Origin of the sequence: Enterobacter asburiae, assembly GCF_024599655.1 — a bacterium.
GTDB classification, from domain to species: domain Bacteria; phylum Pseudomonadota; class Gammaproteobacteria; order Enterobacterales; family Enterobacteriaceae; genus Enterobacter; species Enterobacter asburiae_D.
Genome location: NZ_CP102247.1, coordinates 3,368,675 through 3,386,213 on the forward strand (window position 1 = coordinate 3,368,675; position 17,539 = coordinate 3,386,213).

Here is a 17,539-nt window from a genome sequence, read left to right on the forward strand (position 1 = left end):
CGTTCTACTTTTCTTATTCAATCATTCGGTAACGACGTTGCCACGTCACGATCTCACCGGCTTCGTTATTCACCTGAAGCTGGCTCACCACGCGAAGCGTTAATTCATCGGTATTGCCGGTATAGTTCACGCGGAAATACCGGCTATTAATGGAGAGATAGTCGGCCACCTGCGGGAGGTCGTCTTTTAACTGCGGAAAGGTCTGCTCCAGCGCTTTGCTGAAGGTTTCCATATTTTCCCAGCCGGTTTCAGGACGCGATTCGATCAGGCGAGCGGCATCATCTTCATTGAGTTTTCCGGGGAACAGGGCGGCCAGTAAGGCGGCCTGTTCCGGTTTAAGGGTATTCACATCCACCCTGCTGGCGGAGTCCGGCAGCGCGCACAGCAGCTTGCTCACCTTCGGATAAGCGGCAGCCGGAAACGCAGGCAGCATCTTGATCTCGGCAATGGTGCGCATTATCTGGTTCGCCGGCTGGCGAGCGGGGACCACACCTGCCCAGGCATCGGTCTCTGCCCCCTCTTTGGCCGTGGTCGTGTCGCCATCGAGATAGTCCACCAACTGCAGATACACCTCTTCCGCGTTGGTCTGGCTCAGGCCGCTCTGCGTCAGAAGCTGTTCAACAATCTGCTCTCTGCGGGGCTTTTCCGGCACCGCCGGGGCGGTTTGTCCCTGGGCAATTTTTTCGACCGCCAGCAGGTTGTTGACGTTAAAGCAGTCCTGCGCGTCCTCCACCTGGCTGACCACCGTGTAGTCTTCGCCGCGGGTTTCCAGCGGCTGATGCCAGTCGCCATCGAGGGAGAGCGCTTTGCTTTCCCCGCTGGCGTCAGCCTGCAGACGGTCTTTCACCACCTTTTCCTGGGCCTGCATCGCCCAGCGCAGCTGCTGCTGGCTTACCTGGTAATGCGTTTTTTGCAGGTTGCGGCAGAACTGCTGGCTGATTTTGGCGGCCAGCGCCGACATCATCACCAGCAGGATCAGCACCACCAGCAGGGCAACGCCTTTCTGTTTCTGTAATCGGCTCATGGCTTCACTTCCGGTGCCGGCTGTGGCGCTGGCGCTGGCGCAGCGGCCTCAGGCAGATCGCCCGGCGTCGTAAAGACCCAGCGCCAGGTGTCGCCGTTTTCCATGGTCAGCGTCAGCTCCACGCCGTCCGGCAGGTGCGCAGGGTCGCTCCAGCTTTTCAGCCAGCCCTGACGGTAAAAACGCCACTCCAGCGATTTCACCTCGCTGACAATCGGAACCTCGTCGGGTTTAACGTCCGCCGGGCCGTCAATCACCGGCCAGACGTCGCGATACAACCGCCCCGCTTCCAGCCGCCAGCGCACGCGCTCCAGCTGGATCGTTCCGCTCACGCCGTTCAGCGTGGTCAGCTCAAGCGCATCGTCCGCCTGGCGAAACAGTTCCGGCTCGTTGCGCGGCGCGCGCGCCTGCAGCTGGTAGAAATCGCGCTCCATCAGGTTCCAGGCACGCTGGAGCTGATTGAGCTTCGCCGCGCTGGCATCGGTGGCCGAACTGGTGCGCATCGCGCCGTCCAGAATTTGCCAGGCCAGGGTGCTGATCACCGCAAAGATGGTCAGCGCAATCATGATCTCCAGCAGGGTAAAACCGCGCTGGCGTCGGGTGTTCTTCACTTGCTCTCTCCCGGCGGAGCGATCTGCAGCGCGATAACCGGCTGGCTGTCGTCGCCTTCCGCATAGACGCGGATGGCGTTAGCCCAGCCGTTATCGGCGGTTTTGACCCGCTGCTTGCGCCAGTTCCAGCTGCGTCCGCCCATGATTTCCGTTCCCTGCTGCTCAGCATCCGGGAAGTCGGTTTTGGCGAGCTGCGCTTCTGCCAGCTGATTTTCCGCCACCCAGCTCGCCTGCAAGGTGTCGGCCAGCCCGTGGGTAAAACGCACGTTCAGGGAGACCGAGTTCATCAGCGCCAGCGCGGCGGTGGAGAAGATCACCAGCGCGACCATTACCTCCAGCAGCGTCATGCCCGTTTGCTTGTTCTTGCCGTTAGCCATCGTTTTCTACCGATACCGGGGCCGCACCTTGCGACACCACGCGGAAATGGTGCTGTTTGTCGTAGCTTTGCAGCGTCAGGGTAAAGCGGCTGATTTCACCGTCCGGCAAAAAGAGCACCTGCGGGTCGGACGACACCGTGGCGGCAAGGCGCTGGGGAGAGAGCGAAACGTGCATCTCCTCCGGGAAATCGCCTTTGGTGGTAATACGCCCCGCGGATAACGGCACCCAGCGGCGCTCGCCGTTTTTATCTTCAAGCGTCACCAGCTGATAGTTATCCGTGGTCATCACCAGCCCCACAATATTGCCGTCCATCACCGCGCGGTCAGAACCATAATCAACGAGGGCTTTTAATTGCTGGCCAAATATATCCGCACCGCTGCGCGAGGGTATTGTTGACACCACCATCATGGCGCAGCTGGCAAATATCACCAGCGCCAGAATAATTTCCAGCAACGTAAAGCCGCGTTGACGTTTCATTATTTCTCTTTCTTATCCAGAGACCAGTTCGTAATATCGTCAGCGGTATTGGCTTCACCGTCCGGACCGGCAGAGAAGACGTCAACCGCACCGTGTTCGCCCGGGCTCACCAGGATATAATCCCCGCCCCACGGATCCTGCGGCAGGCGGCGAATATAGCCGTCGGCGCGGTAGCCGTTCGGGATGGGCGCGATTTCTGGCTTGGTCACCAGCGCCTGTAAACCCTGCTCGGTTGTCGGGTAGCGGTGGTTATCCAGCTTGTACATATCCAGCGAGCCTTCGAGCGCGACAATATCGCTGGTCGCTTTTTGCGTATCCGCTTTTTCTTTATTGCCCATTAAGTTTGGCACCACCATACTCGCTAAAACGCCGAGAATAACGATCACCACCATTAATTCGAGTAACGTGAAGCCCGCCTGGCGAGCCAGGTGTTTTCTTTTTATAGCCATGATTTAACCTACCATATTATTAAGTTGCAGAAGCGGTTGTAATATTGACAGCACGATGAATAAAACAATCGTCGCCATGGATACCACCAGCGCCGGTTCAAATACCGACAGCGTTAACGTAATGCGATGTTGTAATGCCGATTCCTGGTTTTCCGCCGCGCGGTCCATTAAATTGCCCAATTCCCCGCTCTCTTCGCCGGAGGCAATCATGTACAGCATGGTCGGCGGGAATAGCTTCGCCTGCTCCAGCGCCGCGTAAAGCGATGCCCCCTGGCGCACGGTATCCGCGGCCTGCTCCAGCACCTGCCGGGCGTAGAGGTTTTCGATACCGTCCATCGCGATATACATCCCCTCCAGCAGCGGCACGCTGCTGGCCTGCAGAATGCTCAGGGTGCGGATGTAGCGGGCGCTGTTGATGGCGCACACCAGCTTTTTAATCGGCGAACCGTTTACCAGCCAGCGGTTCCAGCGAAAACGGTTTTTGGCATTCCTGAGCCAGGTTTTGAAGCCGACAAACCCACCGCCCAGGATCCCGACAATATAGATGCCGTACGCCTGCAGGAAATCGCTCACCGCAATCAGCGTGCGGGTGGTGATCGGCAGCTGCTGCTTCATGTGGGTGAACTGCTCGATCACCTGCGGCACCACCGCCACCAGCAGAATGCTGATCACCGCGATGGCCACCACCGTCAGGGTAATCGGATAGACCATCGCCTGCGTCAGCTTGCTTTTCATCTTCTGACGCTGCTCGTTGTACTCCGCCAGCTTCTCCAGCACGTCGCCCAGGTGGCCGGTCTTTTCACCGGCCATCACCAGCGTGCAGTAGAGCTTGTCGAAGGTGCGCGGAAACTGGCTGAAGGCGTCAAACAGCGTGTGCCCTTCCACCACCTTTTCACGAATTTCCACCACCATCGCCGCCAGCTTTTTGTCTTCCGTCTGCTTCGAGATGGCCTTCAGCGCGCTCTCCAGCGGCAGCGCGGCGTTGACCAGCGTGGAGAGCTGACGGGTAAACATCGACAGCACCGGCGTGGAGAGCTTAGCCCCGGTTTTGGCTTTCCCGGATGCCGCCGCCTCGCGGGTTTCGGTGATGCTGACGGGCATCAGCTTTTGCTCGCGCAGCATCTGGCGAACCTGCTTTTGCCCCTCGGCCTGCAGGGTGCCGCGCTGGGTTTTGCCCGCCACATCTGTCGCCGTCCAGGCGTAGAAGGCCATTACGCATCCCCCCCGCGCTCGGCGGTGACGCGCATCACCTCTTCCAGAGAGGTTACGCCGCTAATCACCTTCAGCAGCCCGTTTTCGCGCAGGCTGTAGGCCTGCTTAAAGAGCTGCGTTTCGATGGACATTTCGTCCTTATCTTCATGGATGGCGCGGCGCATGGTGCTGTCCACCACCAGAAATTCATGAATACCGGCGCGGCCCTGATAGCCGCTCTGGCGGCAGTGCTCGCAGCCCACCGCGCGGTAAATCGCTTTGGGCGGCGCGTCCATAAAGCTGAACAGCGCTTTTTCATTGGCGTCCAGCGGACTGGTGGTCCGGCAGTGCGTACACAGCCGACGCACCAGACGCTGGGCAATGACACCGAGCAACGATGAACCGATTAAAAAAGACTCCAGCCCCATATCGCGCAGGCGGGTAATCGCCCCTGCGGCGCTGTTGGTGTGCAGCGTAGACATGACCAGGTGACCGGTGAGCGACGCCTGCACCGCAATTTGCGCGGTTTCGCCGTCGCGAATTTCCCCGATCATCACCACGTCCGGGTCCTGACGCAGAATGGCGCGCAGCCCGCGGGCAAAGGTCATGTCCACGCGCGGGTTAACCTGCGTCTGCCCCACCCCTTCCAGCTCGTATTCAATCGGGTCCTCAACGGTCAGGATGCTGCGTTCATGGCCGTTCAGCGCCGAGAGAATGGCGTACAGGGTGGTACTTTTACCGGAGCCCGTGGGCCCGGTGACCAGGATAATGCCGTGCGGGCGGTCAATCAGTCCTTTTAACTTCTCAAGCTCTTCATCAATCAGGCCCAGCTTGTTGATGTCGGGCTTCAGGTTGCTTTTGTCGAGCAGGCGCATGACCACGCGCTCGCCGTACTGGGAGGGAATGGTCGACACGCGCACGTCGATCGCCTTGCGGCCAATGCGCAGGGAGATACGGCCATCCTGCGGCAGGCGCTTCTCGGCAATGTCCAGTTTTGACATGACCTTGATGCGCGACACCAGCAGCGGCGCGAGCTTACGCGCCGGCTGCAGCACCGGACGCAGCACGCCGTCAACGCGAAAGCGGATGCTCAGCGTGCGCTCGAAGGTTTCGATATGGATATCCGACGCGCCGTCTTTCACCGCCTCGCCGAGGATGGCGTTGATCAGGCGGATCACCGGGGAGTTTTCGTCGTTATCGAGCAGATCCTCGTTGTCCGGGATCTCCTCGGTTAACGCCATCAGGTCGATATCGGCGTCCATATCGTCCACCAGCTGCTGCGATACGCCGCTGCTCTGCTGCCAGATTTTGGCCAGCAGCTCATCAAAGGCTTCCGGCGTCAGGGTCACCGGGACGAACGCGCGTCCCAGCACCCGGCGCACCTCCAGCAGTGCAAACGCCGGGGTGTCTTCACGGATATAGACGTCGTTGTTGTAAAACAGAACGCCGTTATCTTTTGCGTAGCTGCTGCTACACAGGGTTTTAGTCAGTTCGTCCACGGTGCCCTCTCCGCCTTAGTGCTTAAACGGATTGCGCGGTGCGCTGGCGCTGGTTTTTACCGGCGCGGCGCTGGCGTCAACGGGAAACGCAGGCAGTACCGCGTTATCCGTGGGCTCGATAATGCCGAGCTTTTTCTCTTCCAGGCGCTGCTGCTGGCGGGCGCGGATCTGGTCATATTTCTCTTTCGACGCCGCGCTGTAGTTGTCGTCGTCGCGCAGGACGGTGGTATGGATAAACACCATCAGGTTGCGCTTAGACGTATCCTGTGAGGTGTAGCGGAACAGCTGGCCGACCAGCGGGATATCGCCCAGCAGCGGCACTTTGGAGACCGACTGCTTGGTAACGTTTTCCATCAGGCCGCCGAGCACCACCGTCTGCCCGCTGTGCACCATTACTTCGTTGTTGATGGTGCGGGTGTTAAAGGTTGGGCCGAGGCTGGCGTCTTCCGTCGCGCTGTTGTCGACGCTGGAGACTTCCTGCTCAATCTTCAGGTGGATCATGTCGCCGTCGTTGATTTGCGGCACAATTTTCAGCTTGGTACCGACGGTCTTACGCTCGACGGAGTTAAAGACGTTGTCGCCGCTGGTGGTCTGGGAGCCGGAAAGCACCGGCACGTCCTGACCGACGTTGAACGACGCCTCTTTGTTATCCAGCGTGACCACGCTTGGCGTGGAGAGAATGTCATTTTTGCCGTCGGTGGAGAGCGCGGTCATCAGCGCCCCGAAATCGCCGTTAAAGAAGCCGGTCGCAAGGCCGGTGAAGCTCGCCCCCTTCATGGTGCCGTTCTTAATCTGGCTGATTGGCAGGCCGGTGGAGCCGAACTGCACGCCACCGTGCTTGCTGGTCCACTGCACGCCGAGATCCAGGCCGTTACCGTCCTGCACTTCAGCAATGATCGCTTCCACCAGCACCTGCGGACGGCGGATGTCGAGCTTGTCGATCACCTTCTCCAGAGAGTTCATTACGTTAGGCTGGGCGGTGATCACCAGCGAGTTGGTTGACTCGTCGGCGCTGATGTTCAGATCGCTGGACGCGGTGGCGGTTTTCGCCTTCGGCGTGCCGGCCTTGTCTTTCAGCTGTTCGCCAATCCCGGTGAGCACCGGTACTACCTTCGTGGCGCTGGCATATTTGAGATAGAAGACGCGGGTATTCCCCTCGTTGTTCTGCTCGCGATCCAACTGATGGATCAGGGAGCGGGTACGCATGCGCGCATCCTCCGAGCCGCTGATCACCAGGCTGTTGGTTTCGTCATCCGCCACCACTTTGGTCGCCAGCTGCGGCGCGTTCTGCCCCTTCTGCTCTTCGTTGTTGAGGTTGTTCAACATGTCCGAGAGCTCTTTGGCGGAGGCAAAGCGCAGCGGCACGATCTCGCGACGCTGAATACCGTCTTTATCGACGCGCTGCACCAGATCCACCAGGCGGTTCACCACCGAGGCTTTACCGGTCAACAGCAGCACGTTGGAGGGCTCGAAGTGCACCACGTTGCCGATGCCGGTGGCGTCGTTGAGCTGGCGCAGCAGCGGGGCAAGTTCGCGCACCGGCACGTTTTCCATGCGCACCACGCGGGTGATGATCTCATCGCCTTTGCCCGGATTTTTGCTGTCCGCCAGCGGCGCGCCGGCGGTGCGGGCGACGCTTGAGCGCACCACTTTCACCATGCCGTTATCCATCGGGATCACCGACAGGCCGTACAGATCCAGCACGCTCAGGAAGAACTGGTAATACTCATCTTCCGTCAGCACGTTGTAGGTTCGCACCGACACCGAGCCCTGAACGGACGGGTCGACGAGAATGGTTTTATTCAGATTGCGGCCTACCGTATCGATAAACTCGCGGATATCGGTATTTTTAAAGCTCGCGCTAAAGTTGGCTGCAAGCAGCGAACTCGAATATAACGACAATGCGGTCAGCGCCACGCACGCCCAAGGAAATTTCTTCATGTCTGTACACTTGTTAATTGTTTAGAACATTAACCCGAATATTTTCAAGGTGAGCGTGACGTCTGACGACGACCTCCGCTTCTTTCATTTTCGACCAGCTGGCAATAATACTTTTTGCCTTTGCTTCGTCGGTCATATCGACAGAGTTGACTTTTACTGCCACGTCACCCTTTTTCAGCCCTGAATGACTGTAGAAGGAGGAGGCATTCCTTGGATTAATGTTGTAGCCTTCCAGCTGGCCTTTTTCGATTAATGGTTTGAGCACCAGATAATCATCCAGATGCACGCTTTCCGCGCCTGCATCTTTCGTCGATTTGGTTACCGGGCCGCTGTCAACGCCGCCCTTAAAATAATCAGGTTTATTTAACGCCAGTACCTGCGTAGCACCTTCGTAATTAACCACCACATTGTCTTTGTTTATTTCCTGAATAAAGGCATCGTTAAAACCGGTCAGCGGCTCGCCTTCACGGTAGCTCTTCTGGCCGCCCGGCGTTTTGATAACCGCGAAAGAGAGCCAGGCGTCATCGCTGCGCACGATCCCTTCGATCTCCGCTGCCAGCGGGGCTTTTACCGCCGTCGGAACGTTATCCTGACGAACTGCTGCGGTAAAAAGCGTGAATTTCTTTTCGTTACGAGGCGTTTTCAGCGGCTGCGCATCAGAATTAGCCAACTTATTCGTAACTTTTTTATAATCTTTAAACGTCAGATACCCTTGCTGGCCGCAAAAAATTAACAGCACGAACATAATGCAAGGCGTTATCCACCGTGACAGAAATGAGAACCTCATTTTTCATCTGGCCTTTAACAAAGCGAAAATAAGCAGCATCGTGCTGCGCCAATATGTGAGCAAAGAATAATTTCCCGCTGTAAAAACAACCACCGACTTTGCCGCTAACTTTCATACAGAAAAATATTGACCGTATAAAATCCAGATGTTAGGCCTCATCGGCAGGATATTTTTACCCTGTGCGCAAATTGACCACCCTATAGCGTTGCTTTACTTTCTCGTCCTGTTGCTATTCCTAATCAGAGACGGTAAGTCGTTATGTATCAGAGCCACTTTAATTTTAAAAATCCGCCCTTTCGGAAAATAACCCGTGAATCCGGGGATTTTCTGGTGCCTTATCATCAGGACGTGTTCAACCTGCTGAAAGAGAAAACCCAACGGGCGGGGATTACTGGGCTCTTTGCTGACGATGCTCCGCTGCTGGGCCAGTTCAGCGATGCCCTGAAGTCCGCGAGTCCTGGCGTGCTTGCCATCAACGCGTTCCCAAAACTGAGTGCCAGTAGCCTGCTGTACAAACTCAACCCGGGAACGAAAGAGAGCAAGAACCGGCTTCAGGCGGTGGATGCCGTACTGCACCAGTGGCAAGGGGGAAAAACCCGGTCAAAAGTGCTGGTGATTAGCCATACCGAAGCCATGAAGGACACCTGTCGGGAAGTGCTGGCGATGCTGCTGACGCGCGCGCGGGAGCTGGAGTTTCGCCTGTCCATCGTGCTGATGGGGGCTGCGGATCAGGACACCGTCCTGATGCAGCAACCTGAGCTGCGCGAATATGCTCACACCCGTCACACCCTGCGTCCCCTTACCTGCCGGGAGTTTCTCGGCTACATGCAGGCGCAGTGTGAAGAGCACGGGTGCGAGAACGGGCCGCTCACACCGGCGCGCGTGCGCAAGATGCATGCGCTAACCAGGGGGAATATCAGCAAGCTGAACGAGCTGGCGCACCTGTCGATGCTGGCCGCCTGGACCGAACGCGCAGCACAGGTCAGCCCGCGTCATTTACGGCTGGCGGCAGGCGAGACGCTGCCTGCGAAAAAACACGGCAAGCGCCTGGCTACCGTCGGTTTATTCGCGTCCGTGCTGTTTGCCGCCTGCGGCTGGTATTTCACCTCCTCGATCGGAGCAAAACTTCCGGTTCAGCTCCCGGTTCCCGCGAGCTGGAAACAGCAGACGCCGCGCGTTCAGGCCCCGGTGGTGCCGGTTATCGACAACGAGGTGGTGAATCAGCCGGATGCGATGCATCAGCTCTATCTGATGTGGGGGTATGACGCCTCGGCGGACGATGCCCTGTGTCAAAACGCCGCGAAGGTGAACCTGATGTGTAAGCAGGGGAACGCCTCACCGGAGGCGCTGGCGCAGGAAGGCTATCCGTGGGTGAGCGAGCTGAAAACCGGCAACCACCTCAACTATGCCGTGGTCGCCCGCGTCGGGGATAACTCGCTCGACCTGCTGATGAACAACCGTACCTGGCAGGTAAGCCGCAGCTGGTTTAACCAGCATGCCACCGGGAACTACACCCAGCTGCACCGCCTGACGCCGGATGGCAAAGACGCCATCAGCGCCGCCAGCGATGCGAAAGACATGGGCTGGCTTGACCAGCAGCTGAGCGTGGCCCTTAACCAGCCGGAAACCCATGCCCAGACCTGGACAACGGAGATGATGAAACGCACCCGTGAGTTCCAGCAACAAATGCATCTGCACGTGGATGGCATTCCAGGGGAAGATACGCTGATGCAGTTAATGCGGGAAACCCATTCCACGCCGAGCGTATTAATACAGGCCTCGCGCTCCACACCGGACGCTAAAAAGCAGGAGAAGCATTCCTGATGTCTACCATCTGTCTTGCTGCCCAGCGCAGCTACACTACCGGGGAAGCGGTCTGGTTTTCGTACCGCCTTCCCAGCCTGAGAAAAGTCTTCGGCAACGCCTTTTTATGGACGTTGGGCCTGTGCGCCATGCTGATGGCGGGCGTGTACGCGCATACTTACTGGAGCCTGCGTCATCCTGCGCCGGAACCGGTAAAAAAAGCGAGCGTCGCGAAACCCGAAACGCAGCTTTCCGATATGCACTACGTGTATGTGAGCAAGCCGTTCCCGCATCCTCATCCGAAACCGGCGCCGGTGCAGGCCGAGATCCCCGCCATGCAGGATCTGCCGATTAACAGCGACGATGCCGACTGGCAGCAGGCCCCCGACGGTGCCGAACCGCACGATACGTCGCGGGATACGTTACCCGGCACCGAAGCGCATGATGTCGCTCCCGCCAGCGCAGGCAGTGAGGATACCTCGTTAACCGAGTTGTTTAAGCAGGCGTTAAAAGAACAGGAGCAAGATTATTCGCAAGGCAAAATTCCCGCGCCGCCGGTGGACGAAACGCAGGATAATTCACAGTCGAGGGTGCTACATAAGGTGGATGACCGATCGCCTTTAAGTCTGAAAGGCGACCGGCTGGAGTAATTAATATTTTTCAGGCAACGTTGTCAGGTTAAGGAGTCGTCCTTTTTCCACAACAATATATTGACCTTTTTTCAGGTCGGAGAGAATTTTTATAATGGTACTGCGCGCCAGGTTGGTGTATTCCTGAATATAATCGTAGATATTAATATCACGCTGATGATGAACGATCAGTTCATTAATCTCGTACAGGAATTCACGCACAACGGCGTAAGCGCTGCGGGCAACCAGCACATCGTCACGTTTGCTCAGCATGCAGATGTACCAGGAGAGCACTTTGGTCAACTCAGGCCATAAGTTTTTATCGGTCATCAGCTGCGCGAAGACCTCTTTCTTGATCGAGCGCACCACGGTGTTGGCGCGAACCAGCCCGTACATATGGGTTGAATTGTAGTACATCGACGAGAGACCAAAGATGCACTGGCCCGTTACTGTGAACATGCACAGCTCGTCGGATTCGCGTCGGAATTCCACTTCGCCGCTGACGATAATATGAATATATTGTGAATCAGACGTGGATATTTTCTGCCATTTCTTTAAGGTTTTTTCTTCTAAGCCTGAGGTTGCAGAAATAATGGCTTCCATTTCATGTTGCGGACGTAATTTTTTCGCATAGATGCTTAACATTGTTATACCCGATTTAAGATGTGAAATTTAAAAATGCAGGCACAAGGCAAAAAAAGCCTTAACCTTTGAATATTTTCCTGATGGCGTTCTCAAGGAGAAAAATAAAGAATAACTGCGATATATTTATTTGCCGCATTACTTAGCAAGCTATGTGTCTATCTTAAATCCGGATAATTTTAAGTCAATTAACTAAAAATGAATTGAGTTTGTACTTAAGATTAATCTGAAGAGAGTCAGGATGAGCTAAGGCATTCGGGGGCGACCGTAGGATCACCCCTGCCCGTATTTCTCCAGAAGGGCTTCGGCAATGGCCATCGTTTCGACGTCCGCGACGCCGTTCCACAGGTCAGGCCGGAAATGCATCTGGAACGCCGTGATAATGCGCTTTTGCTGCGCCGGGGTGCTGTCAGCCGGCACCTCATAGCCATACCGCGCGAGGAGATCGAGTAACGTCCCGGTATCCACCTGCTGATAGCGCGGACGACCGTTTATATAGAACGCGACGCGTGCCGGATCGGGCCATGCGCCAATGCCCTGCAAAGCGAGCTGGTGCCACGGGAACAGCGGACCGGGGTCGTCTTTGCGCTGCGGAGCGATGTCCGAATGGGCCACCACGTTTTCAGGCCTGATGTTGTAGCGGGTAATAATGTCTCTGGCGAGCGGCACCAGCGCCGCAATTTGCGCAGGCTCAAACGGGGTAAAGTGCTTAACGCCCGACGTTTTTTGCCAGCCGCGATTCTCCAGCTCAATGCCTACAGACGTATCGTTGATGCGGTTGGTGCCGCGCCAGAAGCTGATGCCCGCATGCCAGGCCAGTTCGCTTTCGGGTACCAGCTGCCAGATGCGCGGCTTACCGTCCGGGGCGGGGGGTTTCGCCGGGATCAAATAGTGAGAGCTGACGTTCTTATCCGTCAGCGTGGCCAGCGAGCTGTCAAAATCATCCGCGGTGTAGTGGATAACCAGCACCTTGATGCGCGGGTAAGCCGCCTGCGCCTGATGGCGCGTATCCAGCTCGTAGGCACCTTTGTCGATGATCCCTTTTTCAGTGGCACACCCTGCCAGCAGCAGCGCCAGCAGGAGCGTGGAAAGCGAACGCCTCATCGGAGGGTTTTCACCGCCGTACCGCTTACGCTCACCATCAGCATGCTGGCGTCTTTCCCGACCGTTTCGTAGTCGATATCAATCCCCACAACCGCATCGGCGCCGAGGGCTTCCGCCTGCTCGCCAAGCTCTTTAAAGGCGATTTCGCGCGCTTTACGCAGCTCTTTTTCGTATGCGCCCGAGCGGCCGCCAACGATGTCGCGGATACCGGCAAAAAAGTCGCGGAAGATATTGGCGCCGAGAATCGCTTCGCCGGTAACCACACCGCAATACTCGGTTATTGTCTGCCCTTCCAGGGTTGGCGTTGTTGAAAACTGCATGGTTTCTCTCCTTCTTTAGCGTTCAATGCCTTAGGCACAGCATTATCGGTTCGTTACGCTATGATTGAAAGGATAGTTAATAAATAAGGAAATCAACATGCGCTATTCTGCTTTAACACTTTTGGTGCCCTGCGCGCTGGTGCTCAGCGCCTGTACCACCACGGTCACGCCAGCCTTTAAGGATATCGGTACCCGCAGCGGCCCCTGCATCGAGGGCGGCCCGGACACCGTGGCGCAGCAGTTCTATGATTATCGCATTCAGCACCGCAGCAACGATCTCACCGGCCTGCGCCCGTATCTGAGCGACGGTCTGGCAAAACTGCTTAACGACGCCACCCGCGATCCGCAGCATAACACATTGCTGAAATCCGATCCGTTCTCCAGCCGTACCACGCTGCCGGACAGCGCCGAAGTGGCCAGCGCGTCAACCATCCCGAATACCGATGCCCGCAATATTCCGCTGCGCGTGAAGCTGACGCAGGGAACCCAAACCTGGCAGGATGAAGTGCTGATGATCCGTGAAGGACAGTGCTGGGCGGTAGACGACGTGCGCTACGTGGGCGGCAGCGTTCATGCCCCGGCAGGCACGCTTCGCCAGTCGATTGAGAATCGCTAAACTCGCCGATACAACCTGGTAACCCCCGTAAAATGTGCGGCATTTCATGCGGAATGCCGACATTTATACTCGCCGACCTTACCGTTCGCTATTTTGTGCTATGTTTAAGAGGAAACGCGGGTTATATTTAACTTTTAACGCATAAATATTGCATAACTATTCTGTCAACGGTACTATCTGCGGCCTCAATTGCTATAGATTGCCTGGATGAGTAAAGACTGCCCCGATGAGTATTAAACTAAACGGCATTAACTGCTTCTACGGCGCACACCAGGCGCTGTTTGACATCACGCTGAACTGCCCGGAAGGCGAAACGCTGGTTTTGCTTGGCCCAAGCGGTGCAGGCAAAAGCTCCCTTCTGCGCGTCCTTAATCTGCTTGAAATGCCCCGTTCAGGTACGCTGGCGATTGCCGGTAACCATTTTGATTTCGCGAAAACGCCGTCTGATAAAGCGATTCGCGAACTGCGTCAAAACGTCGGCATGGTCTTCCAGCAATACAATCTCTGGCCGCATCTGACCGTCCTGCAAAACCTGATTGAAGCGCCGTGCCGCGTGCTGGGGTTAAGCAAGGATCAGGCGATCGCCCGTGCCGAAAAGCTGCTGGATCGTCTGCGTCTTAAGCCTTACAGCGACCGCTATCCGCTGCACCTTTCCGGCGGTCAGCAGCAGCGCGTGGCCATTGCCCGCGCGCTGATGATGGAGCCTGCGGTACTGCTGTTTGATGAACCCACCGCGGCGCTGGACCCGGAAATCACCGCCCAGATCGTCAGCATCATTCGCGAGCTGGCGGAAACCAATATTACGCAGGTTATCGTCACCCACGAAGTGGAAGTGGCGCGTAAAACCGCCAGCCGTGTGGTCTACATGGAAAACGGTTATATCGTTGAGCAAGGTGATGCGAGCTGCTTCGCGAACCCGCAAACCGATGCCTTCAAAAACTATTTATCTCATTGATTGTGTCAGGGGAAATATAATGAAAAAAGTATTACTTGCCGTGCTGCTTGCTGGCGTTACCCTTTCTGCTACCGCAGCCCAGACCATTCGTTTCGCCACGGAAGCCTCTTACCCTCCGTTTGAGTCGATTGATGCGAACAATAAAATTGTTGGCTTCGACGTGGACCTGGCTAACGCCCTGTGTAAAGAGATCGACGCGACCTGTACCTTCAGCAACCAGGCGTTCGACAGCCTGATCCCAAGTCTGAAGTTCCGCCGTATCGACGCCGTGATGGCCGGTATGGACATCACCCCGGAGCGTGAAAAGCAGGTGCTGTTCACCACCCCTTACTACGACAACTCCGCCCTGTTCATTGGTCAGAAAGGTAAATTCACCTCTGTCGATCAGCTGAAAGGTAAAAAAGTTGGCGTGCAGAACGGCACCACGCACCAGAAATTCATCATGGATAAACATCCGGAAATCACCACCGTTCCGTATGACAGCTACCAGAACGCGAAGCTGGATCTGCAAAATGGCCGTATCGACGGCGTATTTGGTGATACCGCGGTCGTGACCGAGTGGCTGAAGGCCAACGACAAGCTGGCGCCAGTGGGCGACAAAGTGACCGATAAGGATTACTTCGGTACCGGTCTGGGGATTGCCGTTCGTCAGGGCAACACTGAGCTGCAGCAGAAATTCAACGCTGCGCTGGAAAAAGTGAAGAAAGACGGCACCTACGAAACCATCTACAAAAAATGGTTCCAGAAGTAATTCCTGATGAATGAAATTTTTCCTTTAGCAAGCGCCGCCGGGATGACCGTCGGCCTTGCCGTTTGCGCACTGATTATCGGCCTCGTGCTGGCGATGTTCTTTGCGGTGTGGGAATCCGCGAAATGGTTCCCCGTCGCCTGGACAGGCTCCGCGCTGGTCACCGTGCTGCGCGGGCTACCGGAAATTCTGGTGGTCCTGTTTATCTATTTCGGCTCTTCACAGCTGCTGCTCACGCTGTCTGACGGCTTTACCCTCAATCTCGGCTTTACGCAGATCCCGGTGCAGATGCAGATTGAAAACTTCGACGTCAGCCCGTTTCTGTGCGGCGTGATTGCCCTCTCCCTGCTCTACTCCGCGTACGCGTCGCAAACCCTGCGCGGTGCGCTGAAAGCCGTGCCGCAGGGTCAGTGGGAGTCGGGTCAGGCGTTAGGCCTGTCGAAGTCAGCCATCTTCTTCCGTCTGGTTATGCCGCAGATGTGGCGCCATGCCCTGCCGGGCCTCGGCAACCAGTGGCTGGTGCTGCTGAAAGATACCGCGCTGGTAAGCCTGATAAGCGTTAACGATCTGATGCTGCAAACCAAAAGCATCGCCACCCGTACCCAGGAGCCCTTTACCTGGTACATTGTGGCGGCGGCTATCTACCTGGTGATCACGTTGCTCAGTCAGTACATCCTCAAGCGTATTGACCTGCGTGCGACGCGCTTTGAACGGAGACCAGGCTGATGCTTGAATATTTCCCCGAGCTGATGAAAGGGCTGCACACCAGCCTGACGCTGACCGTGGCGTCCATTATCGTGGCGCTGATCCTGGCCCTTATCTTCACCATCATCCTGACGCTGAAAACGCCGGTGCTGGTGTGGATTGTGCGCGGTTACATCACCCTGTTTACCGGTACGCCGCTGCTGGTGCAGATCTTCCTGATTTACTACGGCCCGGGCCAGTTCCCGTCGCTGCAGGAGTATCCGGTTATCTGGCATCTGCTCTCTGAACCGTGGCTGTGTGCCCTGATTGCCCTTTCGCTTAACAGTGCGGCCTATACCACCCAGCTGTTCTACGGGGCGATCCGCGCCATTCCTGAAGGTCAATGGCAGTCCTGCGGGGCGCTGGGCATGAGCAAGAAAGACACGCTGGCGATCCTGCTGCCGTACGCCTTTAAGCGCGCGCTCTCCTCTTACTCCAACGAAGTGGTGCTGGTGTTCAAGAGTACCTCTCTGGCCTACACCATCACTCTGATGGAGGTGATGGGTCACGGACAGCTGCTCTATGGACGCACCTATGACGTGATGGTGTTCGGCGCGGCGGGCGTGGTCTACCTGGTGGTTAACGGTCTGTTGACGCTGATGATGCGCCTGATCGAGCGTAAAGCGCTGGCGTTTGAGCGCAGAAATTAACCACGCGAATGCATAAAACGGTATCTATGGAGCGGGTAACCTGATGGGTTATCCGCTTTTTTTTTGCCATTCCATAATACTTAATCATTTTTATTGCATATAAATTCATTAAATGGCATTGTACATCCATGCCGCAGACACGGCGCATAAATAAGACAGACGGGAGCATTACAATGAAAAAGTTAGTTCTGGCCGCATTACTCGCCACCTTCGCCGCTGGCGCATCCGCAGCAGATAAAATCAATTTTGGCGTTTCCGCCACCTATCCGCCGTTTGAATCGCTGGATGCCAGCAACCAGATCGTCGGTTTCGACATCGACCTGGCGAAAGCGCTGTGCAAACAAATGCAGGCCGACTGCACCTTTACCAACCATGCCTTCGACAGCCTGATCCCGTCACTGAAATTTAAAAAATACGATGCGGTGATCTCAGGGATGGACATCACGCCTGAGCGCAGCAAGCAGGTCGCGTTTACCGACCCGTACTATGCCAACTCTGCGGTCGTGATTGCGAAGAAAGGCGCTTATACCTCTTTCGATCAGCTGAAAGGCAAACGCATCGGCATGGAAAACGGCACCACGCACCAGAAGTACCTCCAGGACAAGCATCCTGAAGTGAAAACCGTAGCCTATGACAGCTATCAGAACGCGATTATCGACCTGAAAAATGGCCGTATCGATGGCGTATTCGGCGATACCGCCGTGGTGAACGAATGGCTGAAAACCAATCCGCAGCTGGGCACCGCTACCGAGAAAGTGACCGATCCACAGTACTTTGGTACAGGCCTCGGCATCGCGGTACGTCCGGATAACAAAGCCCTGCTGGAAAAACTGAACGGCGCGCTGAAAGCGATTAAAGCAGACGGTACGTACCAGAAAATCAGCGAGCAGTGGTTCCCGCAGTAATGTTTTTTGCCGGGTGACGCGGCCTACGGGGGTGGTAGTCTGTAGGCCGGGTAAGGCGAAGCCGCCACC

20 protein-coding genes are annotated in these 17,539 nt (G+C 56.4%); 8 read left to right on the forward strand and 12 right to left on the reverse strand.

Going from position 1 to position 17,539, the window contains the following annotated elements; all coding sequences use genetic code 11:
• Positions 1-13: 13 nt before the first annotated feature.
• The 9 genes from gspK to gspC are packed head-to-tail and all read right to left on the reverse strand — an operon-like array spanning position 14 to position 8,312.
• Complete coding sequence (gene gspK, locus NQ230_RS16065) at positions 14-1,024, reverse strand: type II secretion system minor pseudopilin GspK (protein WP_213821916.1); 1,011 nt, start codon at positions 1,022-1,024, stop codon at positions 14-16.
• Positions 1,021-1,632 (reverse strand): type II secretion system minor pseudopilin GspJ, encoded by a 612-nt coding sequence (gspJ, locus tag NQ230_RS16070; RefSeq protein WP_257258198.1) that lies wholly within the window; start codon positions 1,630-1,632, stop codon positions 1,021-1,023. Before gspJ ends, gspK begins: the two co-directional genes overlap by 4 nt.
• Positions 1,629-2,009, reverse strand: coding sequence for a type II secretion system minor pseudopilin GspI (gspI, locus tag NQ230_RS16075; RefSeq protein WP_257258199.1), 381 nt, complete (start codon positions 2,007-2,009; stop codon positions 1,629-1,631). Before gspI ends, gspJ begins: the two co-directional genes overlap by 4 nt.
• Positions 2,002-2,487, reverse strand: a complete 486-nt coding sequence (gene gspH / locus NQ230_RS16080) for a type II secretion system minor pseudopilin GspH (protein ID WP_121425712.1) — start codon at positions 2,485-2,487, stop codon at positions 2,002-2,004. The genes gspI and gspH overlap by 8 nt, the downstream gene beginning before the upstream one ends.
• Positions 2,487-2,936 (reverse strand): type II secretion system major pseudopilin GspG, encoded by a 450-nt coding sequence (gspG, locus tag NQ230_RS16085; RefSeq protein WP_014169334.1) that lies wholly within the window; start codon positions 2,934-2,936, stop codon positions 2,487-2,489. Before gspG ends, gspH begins: the two co-directional genes overlap by 1 nt.
• A 3-nt stretch (positions 2,937-2,939) precedes the next feature.
• Entirely contained in the window at positions 2,940-4,148 is a 1,209-nt protein-coding gene (gene gspF, locus NQ230_RS16090) for a type II secretion system inner membrane protein GspF (RefSeq protein ID WP_213821920.1), read from the reverse strand.
• On the reverse strand, positions 4,148-5,626 hold the full coding sequence (gene gspE, locus NQ230_RS16095; protein WP_306671189.1) for a type II secretion system ATPase GspE: 1,479 nt from the start codon (positions 5,624-5,626) through the stop codon (positions 4,148-4,150). The genes gspF and gspE overlap by 1 nt, the downstream gene beginning before the upstream one ends.
• Before the next feature lie 15 nt (positions 5,627-5,641).
• A complete protein-coding gene (gene gspD / locus NQ230_RS16100; RefSeq protein WP_121425709.1) occupies positions 5,642-7,567 on the reverse strand; it encodes a type II secretion system secretin GspD in 1,926 nt (641 codons plus the stop codon).
• A gap of 13 nt (positions 7,568-7,580) precedes the next feature.
• Positions 7,581-8,312: a type II secretion system protein GspC gene (gene gspC / locus NQ230_RS16105; RefSeq protein WP_257258203.1), complete on the reverse strand. Its 732-nt coding sequence runs from the start codon at positions 8,310-8,312 to the stop codon at positions 7,581-7,583.
• 300 nt (positions 8,313-8,612) lie between these two features.
• Here gspC and NQ230_RS16110 point away from each other — a divergent pair, with 300 nt between their 5' ends.
• Positions 8,613-10,178 carry an ExeA family protein gene (locus NQ230_RS16110; RefSeq protein ID WP_257258204.1) on the forward strand — a complete coding sequence of 522 codons (1,566 nt, stop codon included), beginning with the start codon at positions 8,613-8,615 and terminating at the stop codon, positions 10,176-10,178.
• Positions 10,178-10,807, forward strand: a complete 630-nt coding sequence (locus NQ230_RS16115) for a type II secretion system protein GspB, cryptic system variant (protein ID WP_257258206.1) — start codon at positions 10,178-10,180, stop codon at positions 10,805-10,807. Before NQ230_RS16110 ends, NQ230_RS16115 begins: the two co-directional genes overlap by 1 nt.
• On the opposite strand, the gene NQ230_RS16120 is transcribed toward NQ230_RS16115, so the two are convergent.
• The 3 genes from NQ230_RS16120 to NQ230_RS16130 all read right to left on the reverse strand — a co-directional run bounded on the left by NQ230_RS16120 (position 10,808) and on the right by NQ230_RS16130 (position 12,852).
• Complete coding sequence (locus NQ230_RS16120) at positions 10,808-11,431, reverse strand: helix-turn-helix domain-containing protein (protein WP_257258207.1); 624 nt, start codon at positions 11,429-11,431, stop codon at positions 10,808-10,810.
• A 270-nt stretch (positions 11,432-11,701) separates the two neighbouring features.
• Positions 11,702-12,532: an N-acetylmuramoyl-L-alanine amidase gene (locus NQ230_RS16125; RefSeq protein WP_257258208.1), complete on the reverse strand. Its 831-nt coding sequence runs from the start codon at positions 12,530-12,532 to the stop codon at positions 11,702-11,704.
• The gene (locus NQ230_RS16130; protein WP_023310944.1) at positions 12,529-12,852 is read right to left on the reverse strand and encodes a heavy metal-binding domain-containing protein; all 324 of its coding nucleotides are present in this window, start codon (positions 12,850-12,852) and stop codon (positions 12,529-12,531) included. The genes NQ230_RS16125 and NQ230_RS16130 overlap by 4 nt, the downstream gene beginning before the upstream one ends.
• A 97-nt stretch (positions 12,853-12,949) precedes the next feature.
• On the opposite strand from NQ230_RS16130, the gene NQ230_RS16135 reads away from it, so the two are divergent.
• The 6 genes from NQ230_RS16135 to artJ all read left to right on the forward strand — a co-directional run bounded on the left by NQ230_RS16135 (position 12,950) and on the right by artJ (position 17,470).
• The gene (locus NQ230_RS16135; RefSeq protein WP_029739453.1) at positions 12,950-13,468 is read left to right on the forward strand and encodes a lipoprotein; all 519 of its coding nucleotides are present in this window, start codon (positions 12,950-12,952) and stop codon (positions 13,466-13,468) included.
• A gap of 226 nt (positions 13,469-13,694) precedes the next feature.
• Entirely contained in the window at positions 13,695-14,423 is a 729-nt protein-coding gene (gene artP / locus NQ230_RS16140; protein WP_023310942.1) for an arginine ABC transporter ATP-binding protein ArtP, read from the forward strand.
• 19 nt (positions 14,424-14,442) lie between these two features.
• Complete coding sequence (artI, locus tag NQ230_RS16145; protein ID WP_008500032.1) at positions 14,443-15,174, forward strand: arginine ABC transporter substrate-binding protein ArtI; 732 nt, start codon at positions 14,443-14,445, stop codon at positions 15,172-15,174.
• A 6-nt stretch (positions 15,175-15,180) separates the two neighbouring features.
• Positions 15,181-15,897, forward strand: a complete 717-nt coding sequence (gene artQ / locus NQ230_RS16150) for an arginine ABC transporter permease ArtQ (protein WP_166710581.1) — start codon at positions 15,181-15,183, stop codon at positions 15,895-15,897.
• On the forward strand, positions 15,897-16,565 hold the full coding sequence (gene artM / locus NQ230_RS16155) for an arginine ABC transporter permease ArtM (protein ID WP_023310940.1): 669 nt from the start codon (positions 15,897-15,899) through the stop codon (positions 16,563-16,565). Before artQ ends, artM begins: the two co-directional genes overlap by 1 nt.
• A 173-nt stretch (positions 16,566-16,738) precedes the next feature.
• Positions 16,739-17,470: an arginine ABC transporter substrate-binding protein ArtJ gene (gene artJ / locus NQ230_RS16160; RefSeq protein ID WP_021240923.1), complete on the forward strand. Its 732-nt coding sequence runs from the start codon at positions 16,739-16,741 to the stop codon at positions 17,468-17,470.
• The last annotated feature ends 69 nt before the right edge of the window (positions 17,471-17,539 follow it).

Coding starts and splice junctions, on each gene's coding strand:
- gspK (WP_213821916.1), bottom strand. CDS start 1,024: ATGAGCCGATTACAGAAACAGAAAGGCGTTGCCCTGCTGGTGGTGCTG.
- gspI (WP_257258199.1), bottom strand. CDS start 2,009: ATGGCTAACGGCAAGAACAAGCAAACGGGCATGACGCTGCTGGAGGTA.
- gspH (WP_121425712.1), bottom strand. CDS start 2,487: ATGAAACGTCAACGCGGCTTTACGTTGCTGGAAATTATTCTGGCGCTG.
- gspG (WP_014169334.1), bottom strand. CDS start 2,936: ATGGCTATAAAAAGAAAACACCTGGCTCGCCAGGCGGGCTTCACGTTA.
- gspF (WP_213821920.1), bottom strand. CDS start 4,148: ATGGCCTTCTACGCCTGGACGGCGACAGATGTGGCGGGCAAAACCCAG.
- gspD (WP_121425709.1), bottom strand. CDS start 7,567: ATGAAGAAATTTCCTTGGGCGTGCGTGGCGCTGACCGCATTGTCGTTA.
- gspC (WP_257258203.1), bottom strand. CDS start 8,312: ATGTTCGTGCTGTTAATTTTTTGCGGCCAGCAAGGGTATCTGACGTTT.
- NQ230_RS16110 (WP_257258204.1), top strand. CDS start 8,613: ATGTATCAGAGCCACTTTAATTTTAAAAATCCGCCCTTTCGGAAAATA.
- NQ230_RS16115 (WP_257258206.1), top strand. CDS start 10,178: ATGTCTACCATCTGTCTTGCTGCCCAGCGCAGCTACACTACCGGGGAA.
- NQ230_RS16120 (WP_257258207.1), bottom strand. CDS start 11,431: ATGTTAAGCATCTATGCGAAAAAATTACGTCCGCAACATGAAATGGAA.
- NQ230_RS16125 (WP_257258208.1), bottom strand. CDS start 12,532: ATGAGGCGTTCGCTTTCCACGCTCCTGCTGGCGCTGCTGCTGGCAGGG.
- NQ230_RS16130 (WP_023310944.1), bottom strand. CDS start 12,852: ATGCAGTTTTCAACAACGCCAACCCTGGAAGGGCAGACAATAACCGAG.
- NQ230_RS16135 (WP_029739453.1), top strand. CDS start 12,950: ATGCGCTATTCTGCTTTAACACTTTTGGTGCCCTGCGCGCTGGTGCTC.
- artP (WP_023310942.1), top strand. CDS start 13,695: ATGAGTATTAAACTAAACGGCATTAACTGCTTCTACGGCGCACACCAG.
- artI (WP_008500032.1), top strand. CDS start 14,443: ATGAAAAAAGTATTACTTGCCGTGCTGCTTGCTGGCGTTACCCTTTCT.
- artQ (WP_166710581.1), top strand. CDS start 15,181: ATGAATGAAATTTTTCCTTTAGCAAGCGCCGCCGGGATGACCGTCGGC.
- artM (WP_023310940.1), top strand. CDS start 15,897: ATGCTTGAATATTTCCCCGAGCTGATGAAAGGGCTGCACACCAGCCTG.
- artJ (WP_021240923.1), top strand. CDS start 16,739: ATGAAAAAGTTAGTTCTGGCCGCATTACTCGCCACCTTCGCCGCTGGC.